The sequence below is a fragment of the Clostridium sp. 7_2_43FAA genome (assembly GCF_000158375.2).
Taxonomy (GTDB): domain Bacteria; phylum Bacillota; class Clostridia; order Clostridiales; family Clostridiaceae; genus Clostridium; species Clostridium tertium.
Genome location: NZ_JH815222.1, coordinates 2387493 through 2412163, shown reverse-complemented (window position 1 = coordinate 2412163; position 24671 = coordinate 2387493). Strand labels below are relative to the sequence as shown.

Annotated in this window: 21 protein-coding genes and 1 other RNA gene; 21 read left to right on the top strand and 1 reads right to left on the bottom strand. The window is 28.7% G+C overall.

From position 1 onward, the window contains the following. Positions 1-59: 59 nt before the first annotated feature. From smpB to CSBG_RS12835, 6 genes are all read left to right on the top strand, one after another. A complete protein-coding gene (gene smpB, locus CSBG_RS12860) occupies positions 60-530 on the top strand; it encodes an SsrA-binding protein SmpB (RefSeq protein WP_008680161.1) in 471 nt (156 codons plus the stop codon). A gap of 152 nt (positions 531-682) precedes the next feature. After that, positions 683-2584, top strand: a complete 1902-nt coding sequence (locus CSBG_RS12855) for a sigma-54-dependent Fis family transcriptional regulator (RefSeq protein WP_008680159.1) — start codon at positions 683-685, stop codon at positions 2582-2584. 220 nt (positions 2585-2804) lie between these two features. Continuing rightward, a complete protein-coding gene (locus CSBG_RS12850) occupies positions 2805-3971 on the top strand; it encodes an iron-containing alcohol dehydrogenase (protein ID WP_008680158.1) in 1167 nt (388 codons plus the stop codon). A gap of 238 nt (positions 3972-4209) precedes the next feature. Continuing rightward, positions 4210-5097 carry a sulfide/dihydroorotate dehydrogenase-like FAD/NAD-binding protein gene (locus CSBG_RS12845; RefSeq protein ID WP_008680157.1) on the top strand — a complete coding sequence of 296 codons (888 nt, stop codon included), beginning with the start codon at positions 4210-4212 and terminating at the stop codon, positions 5095-5097. Positions 5098-5099: 2 nt separating this feature from the next. Then, positions 5100-6488 (top strand): NADPH-dependent glutamate synthase, encoded by a 1389-nt coding sequence (gene gltA, locus CSBG_RS12840; RefSeq protein WP_035285953.1) that lies wholly within the window; start codon positions 5100-5102, stop codon positions 6486-6488. A 296-nt stretch (positions 6489-6784) separates the two neighbouring features. Beyond that, positions 6785-7183, top strand: coding sequence for an Rrf2 family transcriptional regulator (locus tag CSBG_RS12835; protein ID WP_008680155.1), 399 nt, complete (start codon positions 6785-6787; stop codon positions 7181-7183). Positions 7184-7282: 99 nt separating this feature from the next. Here CSBG_RS12835 and CSBG_RS12830 read toward each other — a convergent pair whose 3' ends face one another. After that, entirely contained in the window at positions 7283-8548 is a 1266-nt protein-coding gene (locus CSBG_RS12830) for an amidase domain-containing protein (protein WP_008680154.1), read from the bottom strand. 373 nt (positions 8549-8921) lie between these two features. On the opposite strand from CSBG_RS12830, the gene CSBG_RS12825 reads away from it, so the two are divergent. From CSBG_RS12825 to CSBG_RS17795, 15 genes are all read left to right on the top strand, one after another. Continuing rightward, a complete protein-coding gene (locus CSBG_RS12825; protein ID WP_008680153.1) occupies positions 8922-9908 on the top strand; it encodes a Gfo/Idh/MocA family oxidoreductase in 987 nt (328 codons plus the stop codon). An 11-nt stretch (positions 9909-9919) separates the two neighbouring features. Then, positions 9920-10072 carry a hypothetical protein gene (locus tag CSBG_RS18350; RefSeq protein WP_156804382.1) on the top strand — a complete coding sequence of 51 codons (153 nt, stop codon included), beginning with the start codon at positions 9920-9922 and terminating at the stop codon, positions 10070-10072. Positions 10073-10488: 416 nt separating this feature from the next. After that, positions 10489-10822, top strand: a transfer-messenger RNA (tmRNA) gene (gene ssrA / locus CSBG_RS18080). A gap of 456 nt (positions 10823-11278) precedes the next feature. Then, positions 11279-12316: a hypothetical protein gene (locus CSBG_RS12820; protein ID WP_008680152.1), complete on the top strand. Its 1038-nt coding sequence runs from the start codon at positions 11279-11281 to the stop codon at positions 12314-12316. Between the two features lie 124 nt (positions 12317-12440). Continuing rightward, positions 12441-14558, top strand: a complete 2118-nt coding sequence (locus tag CSBG_RS12815) for an N-6 DNA methylase (RefSeq protein ID WP_008680149.1) — start codon at positions 12441-12443, stop codon at positions 14556-14558. Then, positions 14558-15691, top strand: coding sequence for a restriction endonuclease subunit S (locus tag CSBG_RS12810; RefSeq protein WP_008680147.1), 1134 nt, complete (start codon positions 14558-14560; stop codon positions 15689-15691). Before CSBG_RS12815 ends, CSBG_RS12810 begins: the two co-directional genes overlap by 1 nt. Continuing rightward, on the top strand, positions 15688-18879 hold the full coding sequence (locus CSBG_RS12805) for a type I restriction endonuclease subunit R (RefSeq protein ID WP_008680145.1): 3192 nt from the start codon (positions 15688-15690) through the stop codon (positions 18877-18879). The genes CSBG_RS12810 and CSBG_RS12805 overlap by 4 nt, the downstream gene beginning before the upstream one ends. A 151-nt stretch (positions 18880-19030) precedes the next feature. Then, positions 19031-19267, top strand: a complete 237-nt coding sequence (locus tag CSBG_RS12800) for a hypothetical protein (protein WP_008680143.1) — start codon at positions 19031-19033, stop codon at positions 19265-19267. 113 nt (positions 19268-19380) lie between these two features. After that, positions 19381-19677: a hypothetical protein gene (locus CSBG_RS12795; protein WP_008680141.1), complete on the top strand. Its 297-nt coding sequence runs from the start codon at positions 19381-19383 to the stop codon at positions 19675-19677. Between the two features lie 134 nt (positions 19678-19811). Next, positions 19812-20270, top strand: a complete 459-nt coding sequence (locus tag CSBG_RS12790) for a JAB domain-containing protein (RefSeq protein ID WP_008680137.1) — start codon at positions 19812-19814, stop codon at positions 20268-20270. A gap of 1 nt (position 20271) precedes the next feature. Beyond that, positions 20272-20568 (top strand): DUF960 family protein, encoded by a 297-nt coding sequence (locus CSBG_RS12785; protein WP_008680134.1) that lies wholly within the window; start codon positions 20272-20274, stop codon positions 20566-20568. A gap of 19 nt (positions 20569-20587) precedes the next feature. Then, positions 20588-21181: a hypothetical protein gene (locus tag CSBG_RS12780; protein ID WP_008680133.1), complete on the top strand. Its 594-nt coding sequence runs from the start codon at positions 20588-20590 to the stop codon at positions 21179-21181. A gap of 19 nt (positions 21182-21200) precedes the next feature. Continuing rightward, complete coding sequence (locus tag CSBG_RS18345) at positions 21201-21338, top strand: hypothetical protein (RefSeq protein ID WP_008680131.1); 138 nt, start codon at positions 21201-21203, stop codon at positions 21336-21338. Positions 21339-21501: 163 nt separating this feature from the next. Continuing rightward, positions 21502-22839 carry a hypothetical protein gene (locus CSBG_RS12775; protein WP_008680129.1) on the top strand — a complete coding sequence of 446 codons (1338 nt, stop codon included), beginning with the start codon at positions 21502-21504 and terminating at the stop codon, positions 22837-22839. A 220-nt stretch (positions 22840-23059) separates the two neighbouring features. Then, positions 23060-24658, top strand: coding sequence for a DNA polymerase (locus CSBG_RS17795; RefSeq protein ID WP_008680128.1), 1599 nt, complete (start codon positions 23060-23062; stop codon positions 24656-24658). The last annotated feature ends 13 nt before the right edge of the window (positions 24659-24671 follow it).

Below are 24671 nucleotides of genomic sequence, written 5' to 3'. Positions count from 1 at the left end.
CTTCGCAATTTGTAAATATTTTGTTATACTAAAATAAAAATAAAATGAGTGGTGAGAGTATGGTAAGGAAGAAAAATAGTAATACATTAGCTGAAAATAGAAAAGCTAGGCACGATTATTTTGTAGAAGAAACCATAGAAGCTGGAATAGCTTTAGTTGGAACTGAAGTGAAATCGATAAGAGCAGGAAAATGTAATTTAAAAGAATCTTATGCAGATGTAGAAAATGGTGAAATCACGATAAAAGGTATGCATATAAGTCCTTATGAGCAAGGAAATATATTTAACGTTGATCCATTAAGAGAAAGAAAGCTTTTACTTCATAAAGAGCAAATATCAAGATTTGCAGGACTTGTGTCACAACAAGGATTTACTTTAGTACCATTATCATTATATTTAAAAGATGGTAAGGTAAAGGTTGCACTTGGTTTATGTAGAGGTAAAAAGAATTATGATAAGAGAGATTCCATGTTAGAAAAAGCTCATAAGAGAGATATAGAAAGACAATTAAAAAACTCTACAAGATATTAATAAAAATCAGTTTTAAAAAGACTATAATCTTAAGTTTTTCTAAAAATAAGATTATAGTCTTATTATTTTGTAGAAAAATTATCAATCTAATAGTAAACTTATATTATACGGAATAGAAATTAAAGTAAAAAAGGGTTAAGAGGTATATAGCTATGTATAATAAAAGTTTATTAATCGAAAACTCGCATAAAAGAAGTGAGGATTATGGAGTTGAAAAAAGTAGAGATCATTCAAAAATAATGTTAAATAATGAAGAACTAAAAAAAGTACTAGAGATAAATAAAGAATTAATAGAAATATCTAAGCCATATATAGATATGGTAGTTGAATCTGTAGAGGATAATGACTTTATCATAATTTTAACAGACAATAATGGATGTATACTTTACATAAAGGGCGCTAATGCTATTAAAGATGAACTAGAAAAATTAAATTTAAAAGTTGGTGCTTATATGGATGAGAAAAATATAGGTACAAATGCAATGGGGACAGCTATAACGGAAAATAGATGTATTCAAATAACTGCAAATGAGCATTATGCTACTATATTTCAAAGTTTAACTTGTTCTGCAGCTCCTATTCATAATAGTAAGGGAGAAATAATAGGAACTTTAAATTTAACAGGAAAAAGTAATATGAAGCATCCACACACCTTAGGATTAGTTATTTTTGGAGTTACAGCAATAGAAAATGAGCTTTATAGAATAAAAACTAATTATATCTTAAATCAAACCTATAATTATATGAAAACTGTTATAGAAAATGTTGATAAAGGAATAATGATTATTGATATACATGGAAAAATTATAAATATAAATGAATTAGGATTAAATATTTTAGATAAAAGAAATCAAAACTTAATTAATGAATATATAAGTCATATAATTCCAAATTTTCAAAATATAGTAGATAGAATATCAAAAAATAATGAAACTATAACAAAAGAAATAAAATTAAGTCATGCAAGCAAATATAAAACTGAAATTACTCTTAAAGGAATTAAATGTAACGAAAAAATAATAGGGATTGTAGCAACATTAACAGAATTAAAAGAAAAGAAAAAAGAAAATAATTTTACAGGAGCATTTTTTACTTTTAATGATATTATAGGAGAAAGTGATGCTATAAAAAATGTTATAATAAATTGTAAGATTATAGCTAACAGCCCTTCAACAGTATTAATTCAAGGAGAAAGTGGGACAGGTAAAGAAGTACTAGCACAATCTATTCATAATTATAGTATAAGAAAAAATAATAAATTTATTGCTATAAATTGTGGAGCAATACCTGCTAATATAATTGAAAGTGAGCTTTTTGGATATGAAGATGGAACTTTCACTGGAGGAAAGAAAGGTGGGAAAATAGGGAAAATAGAACTTGCTAATGGTGGAACTTTATTTTTAGATGAAATAGGTGAAATGCCACTTGATATGCAAGTAAAGCTACTTAGAGTATTACAAGAGGGGAGAGTAACTAGACTTGGAGGCAGCAGAGAAATTCCTGTAGATATGAGAGTAATAGCAGCTACAAATAAAAATCTAAAGAAGGAAATTAAAAAAGGAACTTTTAGAGAAGATTTATATTATAGACTATGTGTTATTCCAATAAAACTACCACCTCTTAGAGAAAGAAAAGGCGATATAAGAAAGTTTATTGAATATTTCTTTAGCATGAAATCAATAAAATTAGAAAAGGAAATTCCTGAAATAACTAAAGACTTATTTAATAGATTACAAGGATATAATTGGCCAGGGAATATTAGACAATTAGAAAACTGTATAGAAAATATAGTGAATTTAAATGGTGAGTTATCAGATGATATATTAGAAGAATCGGAAGAAAAAATAAATGAAATATTAGATATAGATAGCAAAAATATAAGTTTAGATGAAGTAAAAAAAGAAGAGTGTTTTAATTTAGAGGAAATTGAGAAAGTAACTATAAGAAATGCTATAGAATATAATAAATATAATATGACAAAGACTGCAAGAGCATTGGGTATAAGTAGGAATACTTTATATCTTAAGGTAAAAAAATATAAGATAGAAATATAATGTTGTGTAATAAATTAAGACAATGTCCTAAAATATAACAGTGAAAAATAAATAAGCTGTTATATTTTAGGACATTTTTAATTGAAATATTTTAACATTTTGAAAGAAAGGTTAATATTTTAACGATATTGTTAAATAAAAGACATTTGGCATGACTTTTGCTTATTATATTTATGTAAAAAAGTAAAAAATAAATTATATAAATTTAGGAGGTTTTATTATGGCTCGTTTTACATTACCAAGAGATTTATATCATGGAGAAGGATCATTAGAGGCATTAAAGACATTAAAAGGAAAGAAAGCATTTGTTGTAGTTGGTGGAGGCTCAATGAAGCGCTTTGGATTCTTAGATAAAGTTGAAACATACTTAAAAGAAGCTGGAATGGAAGTTGAACTTTTTGAAGGAGTTGAACCAGATCCATCAGTAGAAACTGTTATGAGTGGAGCAGAAGCAATGAGAAAATTCGAGCCGGATTGGATCGTTGCAATGGGTGGAGGATCACCAATAGATGCTGCAAAAGCAATGTGGATTTTCTACGAATACCCAGATTTTACATTTGAACAAGCAGTTATTCCATTTGGATTACCTGAACTTAGACAAAAGGCTAAATTTGTAGCAATACCATCAACAAGTGGTACAGCTACAGAAGTAACAGCATTTTCTGTTATAACAGATTACAAGGCAAAAATTAAATATCCTCTAGCAGACTTTAATATAACTCCAGATATTGCCATAGTAGATCCAGATTTAGCACAAACTATGCCAGCTAAACTTGTGGCACATACTGGAATGGATGCATTAACTCATGCTATAGAAGCTTACACTGCATCATTAAGATCAAACTTTTCAGATCCATTAGCTATGAAAGCTATTGAAATGGTTAGAGAAAATTTAGTTGCTTCATACAATGGAGACAAGCAAGCTAGAAATTTAATGCACGAAGCTCAATGCTTAGCAGGAATGGCATTTTCTAATGCATTACTTGGAATAGTTCACTCAATGGCTCATAAGACAGGAGCAGTATTCCATATTCCTCATGGATGTGCAAATGCAATTTTCTTACCATATGTAATTCAATATAATAGAACTAAATGTGAAGAAAGATATGCAGATATAGCAAGAGCATTAAAATTAAAAGGTGAAACTGATGCAGAATTAACAGATTCATTAATAGAAATGATTAATGATTTAAATACAGAGTTAAATATTCCACATACAGTTAAAGAATACGGAGTAACAGAAGAAGACTTTAAAGCTAATCTAGAATTTATTTCTCATAATGCAGTTTTAGATGCATGTACTGGATCTAATCCAAGAGAAATTGATGATGCAACAATGGAAAAATTATTTGAATGCACATATTATGGAACTAAAGTTAATTTCTAAAATACTTTAAGTTTTATAAATTAATAGATTAAATTTTAAGGTTATCTTAAACTGAAATGATTTTCTTTTTGAGATAACCTTAATTTAGGAAATTAGAAATACCTAAGTTAAATTAAGTAAGAAATTAATAAAAACAATATTTAGCAACACAGAATAATATTTACATTAAGTAATTGTGTGAATATTTAAAAAATGATAAGATAAGATTGATATGAAAATAAGCCAGGGGGGAATAATCATGTATAAGATAGTGAATAAAAGAGAACTTACTGACAATATATATCTTATGGATATAGAAGCACCAAGAGTTGCTAAGTCTGCTAAGCCAGGACAATTTATAATTATTAAAAATAATGAAAAAGGGGAAAGAATTCCTCTAACAATAGCTGATTATGATAAAGTTAAAGGAACTGTTACTATAGTATTCCAAGCTGTAGGAAGAGGAACAAAAGAATTAGCTAATTTTGAAGAAGGAGATTATGTAAGTGATTTTGTTGGGCCTTTAGGACAACCAAGTGAGTTTATACATGAAGACCTAGAAGAGCTTAAAAAGAAGAATATAATATTTATAGCAGGTGGTGTGGGGGCAGCACCGGTATATCCTCAAGTTAAATGGATGCATGAAAATGGTATTGCTTGTGATGTAATAGTAGGAAGTAGAACTAAGGACTTATTAATATTAGAAGATGAAATGAAAGAAGTTGCAGGCAATTTATATATAGCAACAGATGATGGAACATATGGATTTAATGGTAGAGTAACAGATTGTTTAAAGCACTTAGTTGAAGAAAAGGGAAATAAATATGATCATGCAGTGGTAATTGGACCTATGATAATGATGAAATTTATGGCAATGCTAACTAAGGAATTAAATATACCAACAACAGTAAGCTTAAATCCAATAATGGTAGATGGAACTGGAATGTGTGGAGCATGTAGAGTTACTGTAGGTGGAAAAGTAAAATTTGCATGTGTTGATGGACCAGAATTTGATGGTCACTTAGTTGATTTTGATGAATCAATGAGAAGACAAGCAATGTATAAGAGCGAAGAAGGAAGAGCTCAACTAAAAATCGAGGAAGGGGACACTCATAATCACGGCGGTTGTGGATGCAAGGTAGAATAGTTATGAATATGCAAGATAGAATGAAAAGAGTACCTGTTTCAGAACAAGCTCCAGAAGTAAGAGCAAAAAACTTTGAAGAAGTATGTTTAGGATATATAGACGAAGAAGCAATACAAGAAGCAAATAGATGTTTAACTTGTAAAAATCCAAAATGCGTAGATGGATGTCCAGTATCAATAAATATTCCAGGTTTTATATCATATATGAAAAATGGAGAATTTGAAAAAGCAGCTAAAGAAGTAGCGAAATATAGTGCATTACCAGCTGTTTGTGGTAGAGTATGTCCACAAGAAAGTCAATGTGAAGGTAAATGTGTATTAGGAATTAAAGGGGAACCAGTTTCAATTGGTAAGTTAGAAAGATTTATAGCAGACTGGTCAAGAAAACATAACGTAGAATTAGCAGATAGAGAAGAAGATAAAAATAAAAAGGTAGCAGTTATAGGTAGTGGTCCAGCTGGATTAACTTGTGCAGGAGATTTAGCTAAAAAGGGATATGATGTAACTATTTTTGAAGCTTTACATGAGCCGGGCGGAGTTTTAGTTTATGGAATTCCTGAGTTTAGATTACCTAAGGATGACGTAGTAAGAGCAGAAATTGAAAACATAAAAAAACTTGGAGTAAAGATTGAAACTAATGTTATCATAGGAAGAACTATAACTATAGACGAGCTTATGGAAGATGAAGGTTTTGAAGCAGTATTTATAGGATCAGGGGCAGGTCTTCCTAAGTTTATGGGAATTTCAGGTGAAAATGCAAATGGAGTTTTATCTGCAAATGAATTCTTAACAAGAGTAAACTTAATGAAGGCATTTAAAGAAGAATATCATACACCGGTTAAAGTAGGCAAGAAAGTAGCAGTAGTAGGCGGAGGAAACGTTGCTATGGATGCGGCAAGAACTGCTTTAAGACTAGGAGCTGAAACTCACATTGTTTACAGAAGAAGTGAATCTGAACTTCCAGCAAGAGTTGAAGAAGTACATCATGCTAAAGAAGAAGGTGTAATCTTTGATATATTAACTAACCCAACAGAAATTTTAGTAGATGAGAATGGTTGGGTAAAGGGAATGAAATGTGTTCAAATGGAACTTGGTGAACCAGATGAATCAGGAAGAAGAAAGCCAGTAGTTAAAGAAGGTTCAGAATATGTTATGGATGTTGACACAGTAATTATGTCACTTGGAACTTCACCAAACCCACTTATATCATCAACAACAAAAGGTCTTGAAACTAATAAGTGGAAATGTATAGTTGCAGATGAACATGGACTTACAACAAAAGAAGGAGTTTATGCAGGTGGAGATGCTGTAACTGGAGCAGCAACTGTTATTTTAGCAATGGGAGCCGGTAAAAAGGCAGCTGAAGCTATAGATGAATATTTAAATAAATAATATTAAAGAGTTATTTCTAACGAAATTTTATTAGTCTTTATGATTTAATACGTTAGCAAATAACTCTTTTCATATATATTTATACCTGATTACATTAAGAAAAAACAAACTTTGTTAAAACTTTGTAAATATTGTACATTTTTTTGAGTAGTTTTATGTGAAAGTATAGTATAATCTAAAGGGATGGTTTTTGTATAAAATATAAGTATAAAATCTTTATTTATATACTTATATAAAGATTACTAAAGATTATTAATAAGGTTATTATAATAATTATACGAAAGAGAGGAATTTTCATGTACTTATCAAAATTTACCGATTACTCATTTAGAGCTTTAGTATATTTAGCTGAGAATAGAGACAAGCTATGTACTGTTGAAGAATTAGCAAAAAAATTAGAGATTTCAGAGCATCATTTAAAGAAAATAATACACAAACTTGCTAAAACAGATTTAGTTATATCTATGAAAGGTAGAACTGGTGGATTAAAATTAGGTTTAGAACCTCAAGATATAAATTTAGGAGAAGTTGTTCGTATAACAGAAGATAACCTAAATATTGCACAATGCTTTAGTAAGGAAGATTGTTGTCCATTTATAACTTCAGGCTGTAAGTTAAAGGGAATAATGAATGAATCTTTAAGTGCATTTCTTCATGAATTTTCAAGATATACATTGCAAGATTTGCTTGTTTAAATTTTAGGTGGTTTAAGTTTAGTTATTTAAAGTTATATGGTTAAAACTAGGCTATAAGTTAAATTTAAAATTAACTTTAGCCTAGTTTATTTTTATAATTTATTTTAAGGACACTATGTAAAATTCGGAAGTATCGTTGTTCCAACCTAAATCAAAAGGCATTTTAAACTTATCAATAGAATTAGAATTAACTAAAGGATACCCAGCATTATCAAAACCTGTAATTATAGCACTATGTTCAATATAATCACCTTGCTTATATATAACTAAATCACCTAAGTTTATTTCATTACTTGATTTAGACATACTATCTAAAATTTCATTAAAAGATCCTGAAAAAGATATAAATGCTTTATTACTAGATAAAAGATATTCTAAAAGTTTCTCAGAGTTAACCCAAGTTTCACTTGCCATTACTCCTTTAGATTCATTAAATTTATAAGACCAATTTTTATCTTGTGGTATTCCACCACCTTCAAGGCTATCAGCTAAGCATTGGGATATGAAATTAGTACAATTTCCAGATCCAGCAACATAGGTATAATAATTTGAATTATATTTACTATCCAAGTTATTTGCAAAAGATATTCCAGAATACTTATTAGCATAATTTACAGCAGCTTCCCTATTATAAGTAGAGCTATTTTCAGGTGTAGGATTAATTTTAAAGTTTAAATTATAAGCCCTATATTTAGTTATTGGAATATTCTTTTCAGTTAAATTAAAATCATATTGCCCTAGACCACCCTCAAAGCAATCTTGATAGTAATCTTTAGTAACTATAAAAGAGTTTCCAAATGTCTTTAACTCTAATGTGTGTATTAAAGAAACACCAAAATTATTAATCTTTTCAGCTGCATCATTATATATGTAATCAAGTTTATATTCTTCACTTAATGTTAGACTATATGTGTTATCATTTTCTTTTAAAGACAATATTTTAGGTGTGGATTCTATATTTTTAAAACTTATATTCCTTTCACTTGCCCAATCTCTTAAAAAAGCAATCCTTTTAAACTCATGTTTCAATGAGTAACTACTAAAGGTTTGAGAAATATCATAAAACTTATAAAGATCTTCAACATTACCAGTAGTAAAAGATTTATTACGAGTACTATATAAATCATTCAAGAATGAAATTATAGAAGTTTCTAAATTTTCATCACTATCGGTTATAAAAGTACCAGCATGCGCAATTGGTTCATTTTCATAGCCTTCACTGAAAAATACAGAAGGCACAAAAGACGAATTTGAGGTCTTAGAAATAAAAAACACAAAATTAGTTATAAGAAAAATTGGAAATAGTAAATAACTACTTGCTTTTAATATCTTTTTTTTATCTATATCTTTAAAGATATTTCGCATATAAAAAACCTCCCTATTAATAACCATATAAAATATAATCAAGCTTTATCGTATTTTAAAATAATACATATTATGAAATACAAGAATTTAATAATAGTAGTATGTGCAGTTAGAAAAAAAATATGAGATTAATGGATAATTTATAATGGGCAATGGATAATTAAGGAGATAATTCAGACGAGCTGAATTATGGAGAGTTAAAAGTGAATAGTGAAATAGTTGAGGAGATAATTCACCTTCGTTGAATTATAGAAAGTGAAAGAATGGAGCTAATATATAATTGAGTGATTAAGTCTTGATAGAAAATATTAGTAATATAATATATAATTGAAATGAGTAAATAAATGGTACAAATGAGTTGGAGGGATTATTAATGATTAATATTGGTGTTATAGGAACTAATTTTATAACTGAATGGTTAATAGCTGGAGCGAGAGAAGTTGAAGGTGTAAATATATCTGCTGTTTATTCAAGAACTAAGGAAAGAGCCAGAGAGTTTGCAAATAAGTTTAATATTGAAAATATATTTACAGATTTAGAAGAAATGGCTAAGAGTGATTTGGTTGATGCTGTTTATATAGCTTCACCTAATGCAATTCATGCTGAGCAAGCTATATTATTTTTAAATCATAAAAAGCACGTGCTTGGAGAAAAGGCTTTTGCTTCAAATACAAAGGAAGCTGATGCAATGATAAAAGCAGCAAAGGAAAATGATGTTGTATTAATGGAGGCAATGAAAACGACATTACTTCCAAACTTTAGAGTTATTAAAGATAATCTTCATAAGATTGGTAAGATTAGAAAGTATTTTGCAAGCTATTGTCAATACTCTTCAAGATATGATAAATATAAGGCTGGAGAAGTGTTAAATGCTTTTAAGAAAGAACTATCAAATGGAGCTATTATGGATATAGGAGTTTATTGTATAGCACCAATGGTAAATCTTTTTGGAAAGCCAAATACAATAAAAGCAAATGGAATAATGCTAGAAACTGGAGTTGATGGAGAAGGTAGCGTAGTCTTTGGATATGATGATATGGAGGGAGTTGTAATATATTCTAAAATAAGCAATTCATATCTTCCATCAGAAATTCAAGGGGAAGAGGGTAGCATTATAATAGACAGAATTAATACATTTAATAATGTAAAAATAATATATAGAGATGGTAGAGAAGAAGATTTAACATTAGAACATAAAGAAGCAAATATGTGCTATGAAGTAGAAGAGTTTGTTAACTTAATTAAAAATGGAGAAAGAGATTCTAAGATTAATTCATTAGAAGTTTCTAGAAATATAATTGAAGTTATTGAAGAAGCGAGAAAGCAAATTGGAGTAGTTTATCCTGCTGATAATAATTAAGAAATGAAAAAATGATAGAATTAATACTATATAGACTTGAAGATATACATGGAAAATTTTTTGAATCAAAAGTATTTGAAAATCTAAATCCAGAGAAGGTAGAAGAATTTGATAAGCAATTTCCTTATATGAAAAAATTGAAATTACTAGGTCAATGGGAATAGTATTTATATAGGTTTGCTATAACTTAGAAACTAGTGACAAAATAAGCAAACTTATATATATCTACTTTTTATTAAGAAATTAATTATAAAAATAGTAATATAAGAAGCTTTTTCCCTTAATGCTAATAAGATTAGGTTTAAATTAAAAGGAGTTTGTTATAATATAAGTATGTAGAAATTGTGTGTTATATAAAGTTGATTTTAGATTAGAAATAAACTTTCATTTTTTATTAAATGCTAGCTATCTTATTAATGAAGAAAAATTAATAAGTTGGTTATTAATTTTAAATTTTAAAAAGAAAATTGTGGTAAGCAAGGATTAAATCTAAGTTGACATAGAAATCTATATAATATATAATTTACACGTAGTCAAAATTGAATATTTCGCGTTAAACTAATTCTTAACCTGGGGGCGTTTTGGCTTCGACGGGGGTAAGATGGGTTTGATAAGCGAGCCGAGGCAAGCATGTCACCTCGATAATAAAGTATGCATTAAAGATAAACGCAGAAGACAATTTTGCATTAGCAGCTTAATATAGCCGCTCATCAGCCCAGGGTGCCCACGCTCTGGATCACTGGTGTCATTGAAGTGGGAAACGAAGTTTAGCAAAGCTTTGAGCTAAAGGGGTATTCATGAAGCTAGGGAATTAGGAGTTTGTTTGTGAGCGAACTAAGGACCGAAATTTTAGTCACAAACTACGCTCGTAGAAAGTCAGGCTGGTCTGCTTTCGGACAGGGGTTCGATTCGTAAGATGAGTCGCCTTATGAAGTGATTCATAAGTGATAACTTGGCTTTATCGGTGAACCCGTAGTAAGTAGTTCTACTTACCGGCAATACCGAGAGGTATGTGAAGAAATTCAACAGCCTCGTATCGACTTATAGGTTCCTAAAGCGAAAGCAATGGAATACTAGGATAGAAGACATAAACTATACTGAGCTTCTATAAGACGCCAAGAGTGTATAAGATTTATACACTAAGATATAGTCAGTGCCATTAAGAAATTATGGATGCACATGACCCCTCGCCTCCACCATGAAAACCTCGACAATACATAAATGTGTTGTGGAGGTTTTTTGTTATGTTCTTAGATAGAAGTAGTAATGAAGTTGCAAACTAATGTGAGAGGTACCAATACATTTATAAATGTTATATAATAATAGTTAAATAATAATGAAGTTTTATGTTTGTATAAGAAGGAGTATGTATGGATAACAATAAGCAAATAGCTATATCGAAAATAGCAGATATTTTATCAAGTACTAACCTAATAATTCCACAAGTTGATATTTGGGAAAAAATTTTTAATAATGCAGGGTTATCAGAGAACTATCAGTATAGAAAGTATTGGTTAAGTACTAAACAAGAGGAAATTAATTGGAGAATTGAATACTATCATAATGATAAATGTTATTCTGCCTTAAATGAAATATTATGGCACTTACAACAGGATCAGAGTAAATTTTTAAGTTTGGTAAATAGTATAATTGATAAAATAAATATACCAAATATATTTGATGTAGATATAGATAAGAAAATAAATAAGAGAAATACTTATGGATTTGGAAATATATTTGATATAGAAGAATATTTAAATAAGAAAAGTATACTAGATAAAAATATTATATTAAAAAATTATCCTTCAGAGGAATTTAAGCTGTTAAGAAGCAATATAAATATGCTTAACTTAGACATAGTATTTACTAATGATGGATTAAGTGTTATTCCTTTTACTAATAGGATAGTAGAGAGTAGTTTTGATGATAGTATTTTAATAAAATGGTTAGACGATAATTATTTAGATATTAAAAAGAGCTATACTGATGCTATAAAAGCTTATAGCAATGGTGATCAAGTAGGGTGTATTACACATTGTAGAAATGTTATAACTGGGATATTTACTATTAATAAACAAGAGCAAAGAAAATGGAAAGATGGACTTAAAAAAGCTTGTGAAAAAGATAAAAATATTATAAATATTGATAAAATTGATGATATTCCAATAATGAAGTATAGTGAGAATAGTCCTAATATTAACAATCGTTACCAGTATCCAAGATATAATTTGATTTATAGAGTATATACTTTTTGCTGTGCTCTTGGTGCCCATGCTAACGAAGGGAATATAACTTCAACAGGTGTTGATTGTGAAGTTACTGATATGGAAGATGCTTTTATGGCATTAAGAATGACAGAGGATATTTTAATATGGTTATATCAAACTAATGGGATTAGTAATTCATAATATAAATTAAAAAATATCATGCATATTTAATATTAGGTAATTTTTTTTGTAGGAGTCTAGAGTTAGTATATAGATGGTCACTAGTGTAGGTGAATTATAAAATGTATTATTTCAGGAGGATAAAATGATTGATATAAAGAAAATAGAAAAAGATTTATGGGAAGCAGCAGATCAACTTAGAGCAAATTCTAAGTTGACTGCATCAGAATATAGTATGCCAGTTTTAGGATTAATATTCCTTAGACATGCATATAATAGATTTTTAGTAGTTAAGGAAGAAATAGAAGCTACATTACCATCAAGAAATGGTAGAAAAAGACCAGTAACACAAGAAGACTTTATGAGTAAAAGTGCTATATATATTCCTCAAATAGCTAGGTATGATTACTTATTAGATTTAGAAGAGGGAGCAGACATTGGTAAAGCAATTAATGATGCAATGAAATCTATAGAAGAGGAATATGAAACTTTAGCAGGTGCATTACCTAAGAATTATAATATTTTTGATAATGATTTACTAGCTGATTTAATCAGAATATTTAATAGTGATGAATTACAAAGGGCTACTGGAGATGTATTTGGTAGAATATATGAATATTTTTTAAATAAGTTTGCTATGAGTGGTGCACAAGAAGGAGGAGAGTTTTTTACTCCAATTTCACTGGTTCAAATGATAGTAAATGTTATTGAACCAGAAGGTGGAATAGTATTTGATCCAGCATGTGGTAGTGCAGGGATGGCTGTGCAAACAGGACACTTTGTTGAATCTCACGGTAATAATGCTAATGATAAAATTACCTTTTATGGGCAAGAGAAGGCAGATTTAAATACAAAATTAGCAAAAATGAACTTGGCTGTTCATGGATTAAATGGGAAAGTAATTCAAGGGAATACTTTCTATGAAGATAAGCATGAATTACTGGGGAAATGCGATTTCGTTATGGCAAATCCACCATTTAATGTTGATGGTGTAGATAGTGAAAAAATTAAAGCAGACCCTAGATTAAAGTATGGGTTACCAGGAATAAGTTCAAAAGGTAAATCAGTAAGTAATGGTAACTACTTATGGATACAATACTTTAACACATACTTAAATAAAACAGGTAGAGCAGGATTTGTAATGGCAAGTTCAGCAACAGATGCAGGTGGTAAGGAAAAAGATATTAGAGAAAGTTTAGTTAGATCAGGAGATGTTGATGTAATTATATCGATAGGAAATAACTTCTTCTATACTAGAAGTTTACCGTGTACTTTATGGTTCTTTGATAAGAATAAGTTAGAGAAGAATAAGGATAAAGTATTAATGATAGATGCAAGAAATATATTTAGAAAGGTCAATAGAACAATAAATGACTTTTCACCAGAACAACTTAAAAACTTAACATCTATTGTATGGTTATATAGAGGGGAAAATGAAAAGTACCTAAAGTTAATAAAAGAGTATATAGTTGAATATTCAAATAAATCAGAAAAGATAAATGAAAAATCTAAAGAATTTGAGAGAGTATTACAACTATTAGTTGACCAACTTGAAGAGTTTAATTCATTTAAGTTAATTGGTGAAGAAGATAAAGAAAAGAAAGCAGAATATTATGAGTCACTAAAAGCTTTAGAAAAAGATATGGATAAGTATTTTATAGACAAAGAGAAGCTAAATAATGAAATACAAGATTATTTAAATAAGGTTAAATCATATACAGATAATGCTTTTAGCAGTATAGAGGAGCATAATGCTACACAAAAAGATATATATACTGGATTTGACAATATATCAAAAGAGCTAAAGCTAAATATAAAAGCAATAGACCATTTATATAAAGAATCTAATAACATTTTAGATAAAGCAGAAAAAGACTTGGATGCTAAAAAGAGCGATGTATGGAATACAAAAGTAGTTAGAGAAAATAGAAAGATATTCGAAGAGTTAAGAAGAAAGTTAATAGAATTTATAAAAGATATTAACTATACATACTCTCAAGTAAAGTGGCTTCAAACAAAGTTTGTTGATGCAAAACTAGAAGATATTGAAGGATTATGTAAGTTAGTAGATAGAGATACTATTGAGCAAAATGATTGGAGTTTAACACCAGGTAGATATGTTGGAATTGCACAAAATATCGATGAAGATTTTGATTTTGAAGGAAGGCTTAAAGAGATACAGATAGAATTAGATTCATTAAATGAAGAAGCATCAGAGTTAGCTCAAATAATAAAAGTAAACTTTGAGGAGTTAGGGTTATAATGGTGAAGAAAAAAGTTTCAGAGGTTACAGAATTAATAAAAAGAGGTGTTTCACCTAAATATGTAGAGGATGATGGAATTTTAGTAATAAATCAAAAATGTATTAGAGATAATAGGGTTGATTTATCACTAGCAAGATTAACAAGTAAAGAGAAAAAAATAACAGAAGAAAAATTTTTAAATGAAGGAGATATATTAATAAACTCTACAGGTACAGGAACGTTAGGTAGAACAGCTCAAATAAATAATATAAATGAGAGTATTACAGTTGATACTCATATTACTATAATGAGACCTTCAAAAGATGTTAATGCTAAATTTTTAGGGTATTTTATAAGATTAAATGAATCATTAATAACATCAATGGGAAAAGGTGCTACCAATCAAATCGAATTGTCAGCAACTGATTTAGCTAATATTGAGATATATTTACCGGGAAAGAACATTCAGGATAAAATAGTTAAAATATTATCAGCATATGATAATTTAATAGAAAATAACTTAAAAAGAATAAAACTATTAGAGAAAAGTGCAGAGTTACTTTATAAAGAATGGTTTATTAATTTTAGATTTCCAGGATATGAAGAATATGAATTTTTAAACGGAGTACCTAATGGTTGGAAAAAGAAGAAAGTTGGAGAGCTTATATTAAAATTTAAAAGAAAGAGTAAAGTGAAAAAAGAAGATTATTTAGAAGCGGGTGAGATTCCAATAATTGATCAGAGTAAGAGTTTTATAGGAGGATATACAGATAATGAGGATGCAAAAGAAGAAAGTGTTCCTGCTATTATATTTGGTGACCATACAAGAATAGTAAAGTATATTGATTTTCCATTTGCAAGTGGTGCAGATGGAACACAATTAATATATAGCAATTCAACTGAGGTATCGCAACAATATTTTTATTGGGCCATTAAAAATATAGATTTATCCAACTATTCATATACAAGACATTTTAAGTATTTAAAGGATGAGGAAATTTATATTCCAAGTAAGACTGTTATGGAGAAGTTTTCAGAAATAGTAGGTTATAATTTTAAGCAAATAACAAATTTAAGAAATCAAAACAATAAGTTGATAGAAGCAAGAGATATATTATTACCAAAATTAATTATAGGGGAGATTGAGGTTTGAGTAGAGAGTATTCAGAGGATGGGTTAGTACAAAAGACTACAATAGATTATTTTAAGTATAATTTAGATTGGGAAACTGTTTATGCTTATAATACTGAGATACTTGGTGAGAATGGAACTTTAGGTAGAAAATCTGAAAAGGAAGTGGTGCTTGTGAGGTATTTAAAACAAGCACTAAAGAAATTTAATCCAGACTTACCGGATGAGGCTTATGAAAGCGCCATTGAGATAATAACTGAAAACAACTTATCTAAAACGTTAATAGATATTAATGAAGAAAAATATAAGTTGTTTAAAGAAGGGGTAAAAGTACAGTTTAAAGATAAATATGGTGAATTAACAGAAGAAAAATTAAAGGTTTTTAATTTTAGGGAGCCAAAGGAAAATAGTTTTGTTGCAGTAAGAGAATTGTGGATACAAGGAAGCTTATATAGAAGAAGAGCAGATATAATTGGATTTGTAAATGGAATCCCATTATTATTTATAGAGTTAAAAAATACTCATAAAGATGTTAAAAATGCTTATGAAGATAACTTTACAGACTATAAGTATACTATTCCACATTTATTTAACTGTAACGCTGTTGTAATGTTAAGCAATGGAATAGAAGGAAAGGTTGGTTCTGTAACAGGTAAGTATGAATACTTTAATGAATGGAAGAGACTTGAAGAAGAAGAGGAAGGTTCTGTAGATTTTGAAACTATGTTAAAAGGTATGTGTTCTAAAGAAAATTTTATGGACATATTTGAAAACTTTATTTTATTTGATGATAGTTCAGGAACTAAGGTTAAAATATTAGCTAGAAACCATCAATTTTTGGGAGTTAACAAAGCTATAGAATCATTTAAAGAATCTAGAAAGCTTAAAAGCAATAAGTTAGGGGTGTTTTGGCATACTCAAGGTAGTGGAAAATCTTATTCTATAGTTTTTTTCTGCCAAAAGCTTTTAAGATCTGTTAAAGGAAATCACTCATTCTTAATTGTTACAGATAGAAAAGAGCTAGACGAACAGATCTATAATACATTTGTTGGAGTAGGAGCTGTTAAACCTAGTAGTAAAGTATGGGCATCTAGTGGTGAACATTTAAGACAATTATTAGGTGAAGACCAAAGATATATATTTTCATTAATACACAAGTTCAATGAAAAAGTTAAAGAACCTTATGAAAATACAGAGGATTTAATTGTAATATCAGATGAGGCACATAGAACTCAATATGGATTACTTGCAAAAAATATGAGGGATGCTTTACCAGATGCAAAATTTTTAGGATTTACAGGAACACCACTATTAAGTGGTGATGAGTTAACTAAAGAATTCTTTGGTGACTATGTTTCAGTATATGATTTTGATAGAGCTGTTAAGGATGGAGCAACAGTTCCTTTATACTATCAAAGTAGAGGTGAAAAGCTTGGGATAGTTAATGATGAATTAAACAAGAAAATTCACGCTAAAATTGATGAGTTTGATTTGTCAGATGAGGAAGAGGAAAAGCTAAGAAAAGCCTTATCTAAGGAATATCATATAATAACAAGTAATGAAAGATTAGATACCATAGCAAAAGATATAGTAGAACATTACTCTACTATGTGGGAAAGTGGAAAAGCTATGTTGGTGTGTATAGATAAAGTTACTTGTGTAAGAATGTATAATCTTATAGATAAGTATTGGAAAGAAAAAATTCAATCTACTAAAAAAGATATCGGTAAATCTTTTGATATGCAAGATGAGCTAGATAAGCAAAAGAAGTTAAAATGGTTAGAAGAAACTGAATATGCTGTTATTGTAAGTGAAGAGCAGAATGAGGTTAAAAAGTTTGAAAAATGGGGATTAGATATAATTCCACATAGGGAAAAAATGAAAAAAGGTATAAAGAGAGAGGGATATGATAAAGAAAGAGATCTTACAACAGAGTTTAAGGATTCTGAAAGTCCATTTAGACTAGCGATTGTTTGTGCTATGTGGTTAACTGGATTTGATGTTAAGAGCTTGTCTATTTTATACCTTGATAAAGTGTTAAAAGAGCACACCTTAATGCAAACAATAGCTAGAGCAAACCGCGTAAATGAAGGGAAAAATAATGGACTAATTATTGACTATATTGGTGTATTAAAAAATTTAAGACAGGCTTTGGCTAAATATGGTTCAGGAATGGGGAATGATGGTGGAGAAAAGCCACCAGCAGGAACAGATGAAGATTTGCTAAATGATTTAAAGAAATCAATAAAACTAACTAAGAAGCATTTAAAGGTAAATGGTTTTAATTTAGATGAATTGATTAAAGCTGATGGATTTAAGAAAATTGCATTAATAAAAGATGCTGAAGAGGCGGTATATGCTACAGAAGAGGTAAAGAAGAAATTTGAGATACTTGCAAGAGATGTTCAAAATAAGTATAAATCTTGTTTATTCATGGAAGGAATTGATGAGTTGATTCCAGAATGTGATGCTATAAAGGCTATATACAATAAGATACAGGACAATAATAGAGAAACAGATATTTCACATGTTATCCTAGAGCTTCATAATGTTGTTGATGAAGCAATAAAAACAGAGAATATATCTGAAGGTGGATTAGTACCTAGTAGGTTATTCGATATCAGTAATATAGACTTTGATAGACTAAAAGAAGAGTTTAAAGGTAGTAAAAGAAAAAATACAGTTTTACACAATATGAAAGAACAAATAGAGCAAAAACTTGAAAAAATGATAAAGCAAAATCCTATGAGAATGGACTTCTATAAAAAATATAAAGAACTAATAGAAGACTACAATTATGAAAAAGACAGAGCTGTAATTGAAGCAACTTTTGAAGCTTTACTTAAATTTGTTAATGATTTAAGCCAAGAAGAAAAGAGAGCAGCAAAAGAAGGTTTGGAAGAAGAGGATTTAGCATTATTTGATTTATTAGAAAAGCCAAATTTGGAGAAAAAGGATAGAGATAAGTTGAAAGAGGTAAGTAATGACTTATTAAATAAGTTAAAAACGCTTATTGATGACATAGATAATTGGCGTGAAAAAAGAGAAAGTCAAGCTAAGGTTAAAGTTGTTATATATGATTATTTAATAAATTATTTACCAGAAGCTTATGATTTTGATGAGATAGATAAAAAAAGAGATATTGTATATAATCATTTCTATGAAAACTATGCTACATCAAAAAATAATACTTATAGCATGTATAGCTAATAATAAATGAGCCTACATATACGAAGGTATGTGTAGGCCCATTCATTATATGAAATAAATATAAGTTATAAATATATATTATTATATTGAAAGGATATCTATACTAGATAGATAATTTCTATAGGTTCATAAAAAAATGGAGGTAATGTTAATGAAAAAGGTTAGTAAAATAAGTGACTTAATTGAAATGGAGCTAGAGGTTAATGTAGTAAATACTATTGAAGAGAAAATAAATATTTTAGATGATAGCTATGGGGCTGAAAGGGATATTGATGCAGATTTAGGTGGTTATGTATTAGTATTAGAAACTAAAGATGATGTTATTGAAGTAAAAGAAAGTATATTAAAAGATATTATTGCAGAGTATGTTGATGAAATTGAATGTTAAGGAGTTAAGCAGTATTGTTTATCTCTTTTTCTTTTGTCTTCTGATTATGCAGTAATTGTAGTTGCCACTAAAGAGCTTATGGAGATTCTAGTAGAAGAGTAGGAGGTGGAGAGGTGGCAAAGAAAGCTATTAAGGAAACTAAGTATTGTTCATTAATTTCGCAAAGTGTAATTGCAGATGAAGAATATACTTATGCATTGGAGAAGATTATAGTTAAACCACAAGGAAATAGAGAAGAATTAAGATTTAGTGTTTATAAGGATCAACAGAGATATGGGATGAAGCTATTAGTAAGACCGTTGGATCTTCAAGAAGAATTGTTTTTGCAATTATTAAAGAAGGCTATAGAAGATAACATGTTTAGTAAAAAGTTTATAACACAGTTAAAGAATTTAATTAATGAGAAATAAGACCTAATTATCAGTATTAATGGTAATTAAGTCTTTTATTATTTTAGGAGGATTTATGAGATATTTACTATGTGTAGGAAGTATTAAAAAGGGTAAATTTACAGTGAAAATTAATAAGGAAGTTAAGAAAAATTATGGAAAGTAAAAATGTATCAAAAAGAGTTAATTTAGTATCGGTAAAGCTTATAAAAGAAGGTTCAATTTTGTATGAACCAAGAAGGGTTTCAAGTCCTAAGGATGCTTTTGAGTTAGGTAAGGAGTTCTTGATAGATAGTGATAGAGAAAAACTTATACTAGTGTGTTTAGATAATAAGAATCAGCCTACTTCTATTAATACGGTTAGTGTAGGAAGTTTAAATTCATCTATAGTACATCCAAGAGAAGTATTTAAGGTAGCTATATTAAGCAATTCAGCAAATATTATAGTTTATCATAATCACCCATCAGGGGATGTTACTCCTAGTAAAGAAGACATTAATATAACAGAAAGACTAAAGGAAGCAGGAAAAATATTAGGAATAGAACTAATAGACCATATTATCGTTGGCTCAAATAGTAGTTATTATAGTTTTAAGGAGAAAGGAGATATTTAGTGTGTTTGCTAAAAAAAATAGATATATAACAAGAGGCGTTAATGAAAGAATAGATTTACAATTACAGATATTACTATGGAGTTTAGTTGATGATTTGCAAATAGAAAAAGACTATTTGCAAGTTTTTAAGTTAAGTAGGGTTGTAGATGTTGTAAATATAGAACACACACAAGAAGTTCCAGATTATAAGGTATATATCAAAGTTAATGCAAAAGACTTAGAGTTTGAGGGGAATGAAAAGGTGTATTTAATAGATTCGCAAGATTACAGCACAATGTTGTTATCAGAGGAATATTAAGGGGAAAAGGGGCAGAGTTATGCTGAAAAATAAATCAAAGATTTTAAATGTATTCTTTATTAAGGATTTAACTAAGTTAATTGAAAAATATAATAACATGGACAAAGATTTAGTAGAAAAGCTAGAGGCTTTAGTGGTAAAGGTGAATGATAATGAGATAAAAGAAACTTTAATGAACGATTTAGATGTAACTTTAGCTTTAGTAGATGAACTAGGGGAAGAGGTGGATGATGATGTTATCAAATTATATTTCTTTATTAAAAATCATATAAAGGAAATTAATATAATAGAAGCAAAAGCAATATATGAAGAAATTGCTTTCAGAGGATATTCAAAGCTTGATGATATTATTATGTATTCTAAGCTAAATGATTTAAGAGAGTATGTTAGTGATGAGATAGATGAAATACTTGGCTCATCTTATCACATTGACAGATTATTTGATAAGGATACCATTATAGATTACTTTTTAGAAGGTACTTCAATTGAAGAAATAGCTAGAGAAATGATAGATAACTATGATGAATATGAAGAAGTATTGGATATAGAGCCAGATGTAATGTTTGAATCTAAGTATGGGCAAACATATTACTATGCATATGTAAATAATTAGTTGAGGTGGAGATATAATAATGAATGTAATATTAATTATACAAATAGTAGCTATGGTATTAGAGTTAATTGCTAAAGGATTAAGTGAATCTGAGGCTGTTAGTAAAGCTAGTAGTGCGTTTAATGTTTCGGAGAGCTTTATAAGAAAATTTCTATAAAATTAATAAAAATTATACAAATATTATTTAAGTATTTGTATAATTTTTTTTTTGCACTTCTAAAGTGTTCATAGATAGCTACTTTGTCACCTATACCACTATACTTTCTTTAGTAATAATATTTGAGTATAATGATATAAAAACTATATAAGTAGGAGATGTTATGAGATTAGAAAATGCAATAAATTATAGATTAGTTTCATTGGTAACAAGTTTTTCAGTAGCAGATAGATGGGGATATAAGAATAATAGCGATGGGTATAAAGAGCTAGAAAGAGTGTTTAAGGAAAAATACAAATTAATAACTCTTGAGGAGTTTAAAGATGAAATTATTTTGGCTTGGATAGGAGAATCATATAATAAAAGAAGAATAAAGAGATCTAAGGCACAAATACTGGATGAAGATGTAAGTAATGAAGAAAATAGAAATTTGTTTAATAAGATATGTGATAAGGTAAAAAGTCAAAATAAAGAAAATTTATTAACTGGTATACCTGAGGAAATTAAAGAAAATAAAGAAGTTGTAACAGATACAATAGATATTATAGATAAAGTATTTGCTAAGATAATGGAATCGGCTAAAAATAAAAATGTTAAACTTGAATTTGATAAAGAAGATTTTGATGACATTACTTTAGCGATGGCATGTCTAGAAAATCTGAAAGGTAAATCTCAATTAGATGATTTAGATAGTGATACATTTTTAGAAGGTTTTTTAAAGGTATATAATAAGAAAATGAATCATGCAGAGATGCCAGCTAAAATTTACACAGAAAAAATGTTGTTAGAAATAAAGACAGACTTCAATGCTAGGCTTAATACTATGCCAATTAATAAGAAATCTAGAAATAGAACAAAAGAAACTATTTTTGATAAAATGGATTATGCTAAAGTATCAGAAATGACACTTGCAGATTTTTCAACAGGTTATGATGAATTAGTAGATTTGTATTATGAAATTAACAAAGATATACATTCTATAGATGGTCTGATAAAATTTTACAATATAGAAAGTAAATATAATTTGATATTTTATATAAATATAGTAATAGATCTATATGAAGATGCTAGTTTATCAAAAAAAGAGTTGGCAAGTCAGATTTCAAAATTAGCATTGATGGATTTAGTTATATATCGCTCTTCTAAAATGAGATTTGAAATTAATAAGTTAATATATGCTTTTGGTAAAGAAGATGAAACATACAAGAGCTTGTGTAATGAGATTAGTGAATTATTAATATTAAAAAATAAAATTGTTAATGATTTATTAGAAGTAGGAACTTTAGATTTCAAAACTTTGAAGGATGAGGCTTTTAATGCTATAACCTCAAAGTCTAAAGAAGAAATAGCTAATCAAATTAAGAAAGTTGATGTAGTAAATTATTTAGGTTTTAATGATGATAAAAAAATGAAGCAAAGAATATTAAAGAATTTAAAATACTTAATTGAGAATAATAAAGAAATATTACTAGAAAGAAGCACATTAAGAAACAGAATATAATACATAACAAATATAGATACTTCAATTTAAATTAGAAGTATCTATATTTTTTTTATTTGTTAAAATACTTTAATTTACAAAAATGTAAATTAAATTTTGAATCTAGAGTTTTAAGGTGGATAAATTAATTACTAAAAATTATATACTCTAACTGTAGCAAACGAGCTATAAAACATGATCTTTAAAAAGTTAATAACATGCATCTAAGGAGGTAAGGTACATGAAGAATAATGAAGTATTCTTTTTTGATACAGAAACTGATTCGTTAGACTTTAGAACTGGAAAGATAAAATTAATAGCTTTTTCTAAGGGACTTAATGAAGTGGTCACAACAACAAGTGTAGATGAAAGACTTAAAAGTATTTTGAATGATAAGAATATTATTAAGGTGTTTCATAACGCTAAGTTTGATGTTGGATTCTTTCAGAGTAAGGGCTATAGAGTAAACAATTATCATTGCACATTACTTATGGCTCAAGTATTAGGGGAAGAAAAGTTAAGCTTAAAAGCTTTAGCTAAAAAATATCTTGATGTTGATATGGACAAGTCTATGCAACATAGTGATAACTGGCAAGAAACTGAGATAACTCAAGAGCATATTGACTATGCAGTAAAGGATGTTGAGCACACTAGAGCTTTATACTATAAACTTTTAGATTTACTTGTAGAGAATAATCTTTTAACTGTTTATGAAAGAGAAAGAAGAGCTCTACCAGCTATAGTAATGCTTGAAAGTAATGGTATTAATATGGAATTTGATAAATGGAATGCTAGATTAGATGATGATAGAAGGTTGGCTGTTGAATTAGAGATTAGGATTAAAGACTTACTTAATAGGAAAGAGTTAAATCTTAATTCGCCAAAGCAATTAGTTGAAGCTATTGTAGAGTATGGGATTAAGCTACATTCAACATCAGATGATGAGTTAGCAAAATATTCTGATGAACACGAAGTAATCAAACTTATTAGGAAGTATAGGAGACTTCAAGCTAAGATTAAAACTTATGGTGAAAAGCTAAAGAAATTCATTGATAACGATGGTAGGATAAGAGCACATTGGAGATTAATAGGTTCAAGATCAGGAAGAATGTCTTGTAACAATCCGCCACTTCAAGCTATGCCAGGAAATAGTAGAGAGTTTTTTGTTGCAGATGAAGGATACAAGCTTATAGGTTCAGACTATTCACAGATTGAACTTAGAGTTTTAGCGTCTATTTCAAAGGATGAAACTTTGATTAGTTACTTTAATAATGGAATAGATCTTCATTTAGGAACAGCAAGTTTGATTTTTAAGAAACCTATAGATGAAATTTCTAAAGAAGAAAGACAGGTTGCTAAGAGTTTAAATTTTGGCATAGTTTATGGAATAACTGCTTATGGTATTCAGAAGAATCTTAGAAAGAGTGGTGTGGATACATCTTTAGAGGAAGCAGAGAAATATAGAATTGAATTTCTTAATGTTTATCCAAAGGTAAAAGAACTTCAAGATTCTTTATTAAAAGCAGATTATATAAAAACATTAGGGGGGAGAAGGTGGCAAGGTGGTAGCTTAACTATGACTCAAAGATTAAATTTACCTATTCAGGGTTCAGCAGCGGAAGGATTAAAAGAAGCTTTAGCATTACTTGTTGAAAGAATGAAAGAGTCTTGGAGATTAGTTGCGGTGATACATGATGAAATACTTTTAGAAGTACCAGAAGATGAGGCTGAAGAAGCAAAAAACATTTTAGAAAGTTGTATGGTTGAAGGGATGAAAACTATAGTTAAAGATATCCCAATTATTGTTGATAGTTCAGTAAGTAATAATTGGTGTAAATAAGAGGAGGATTATA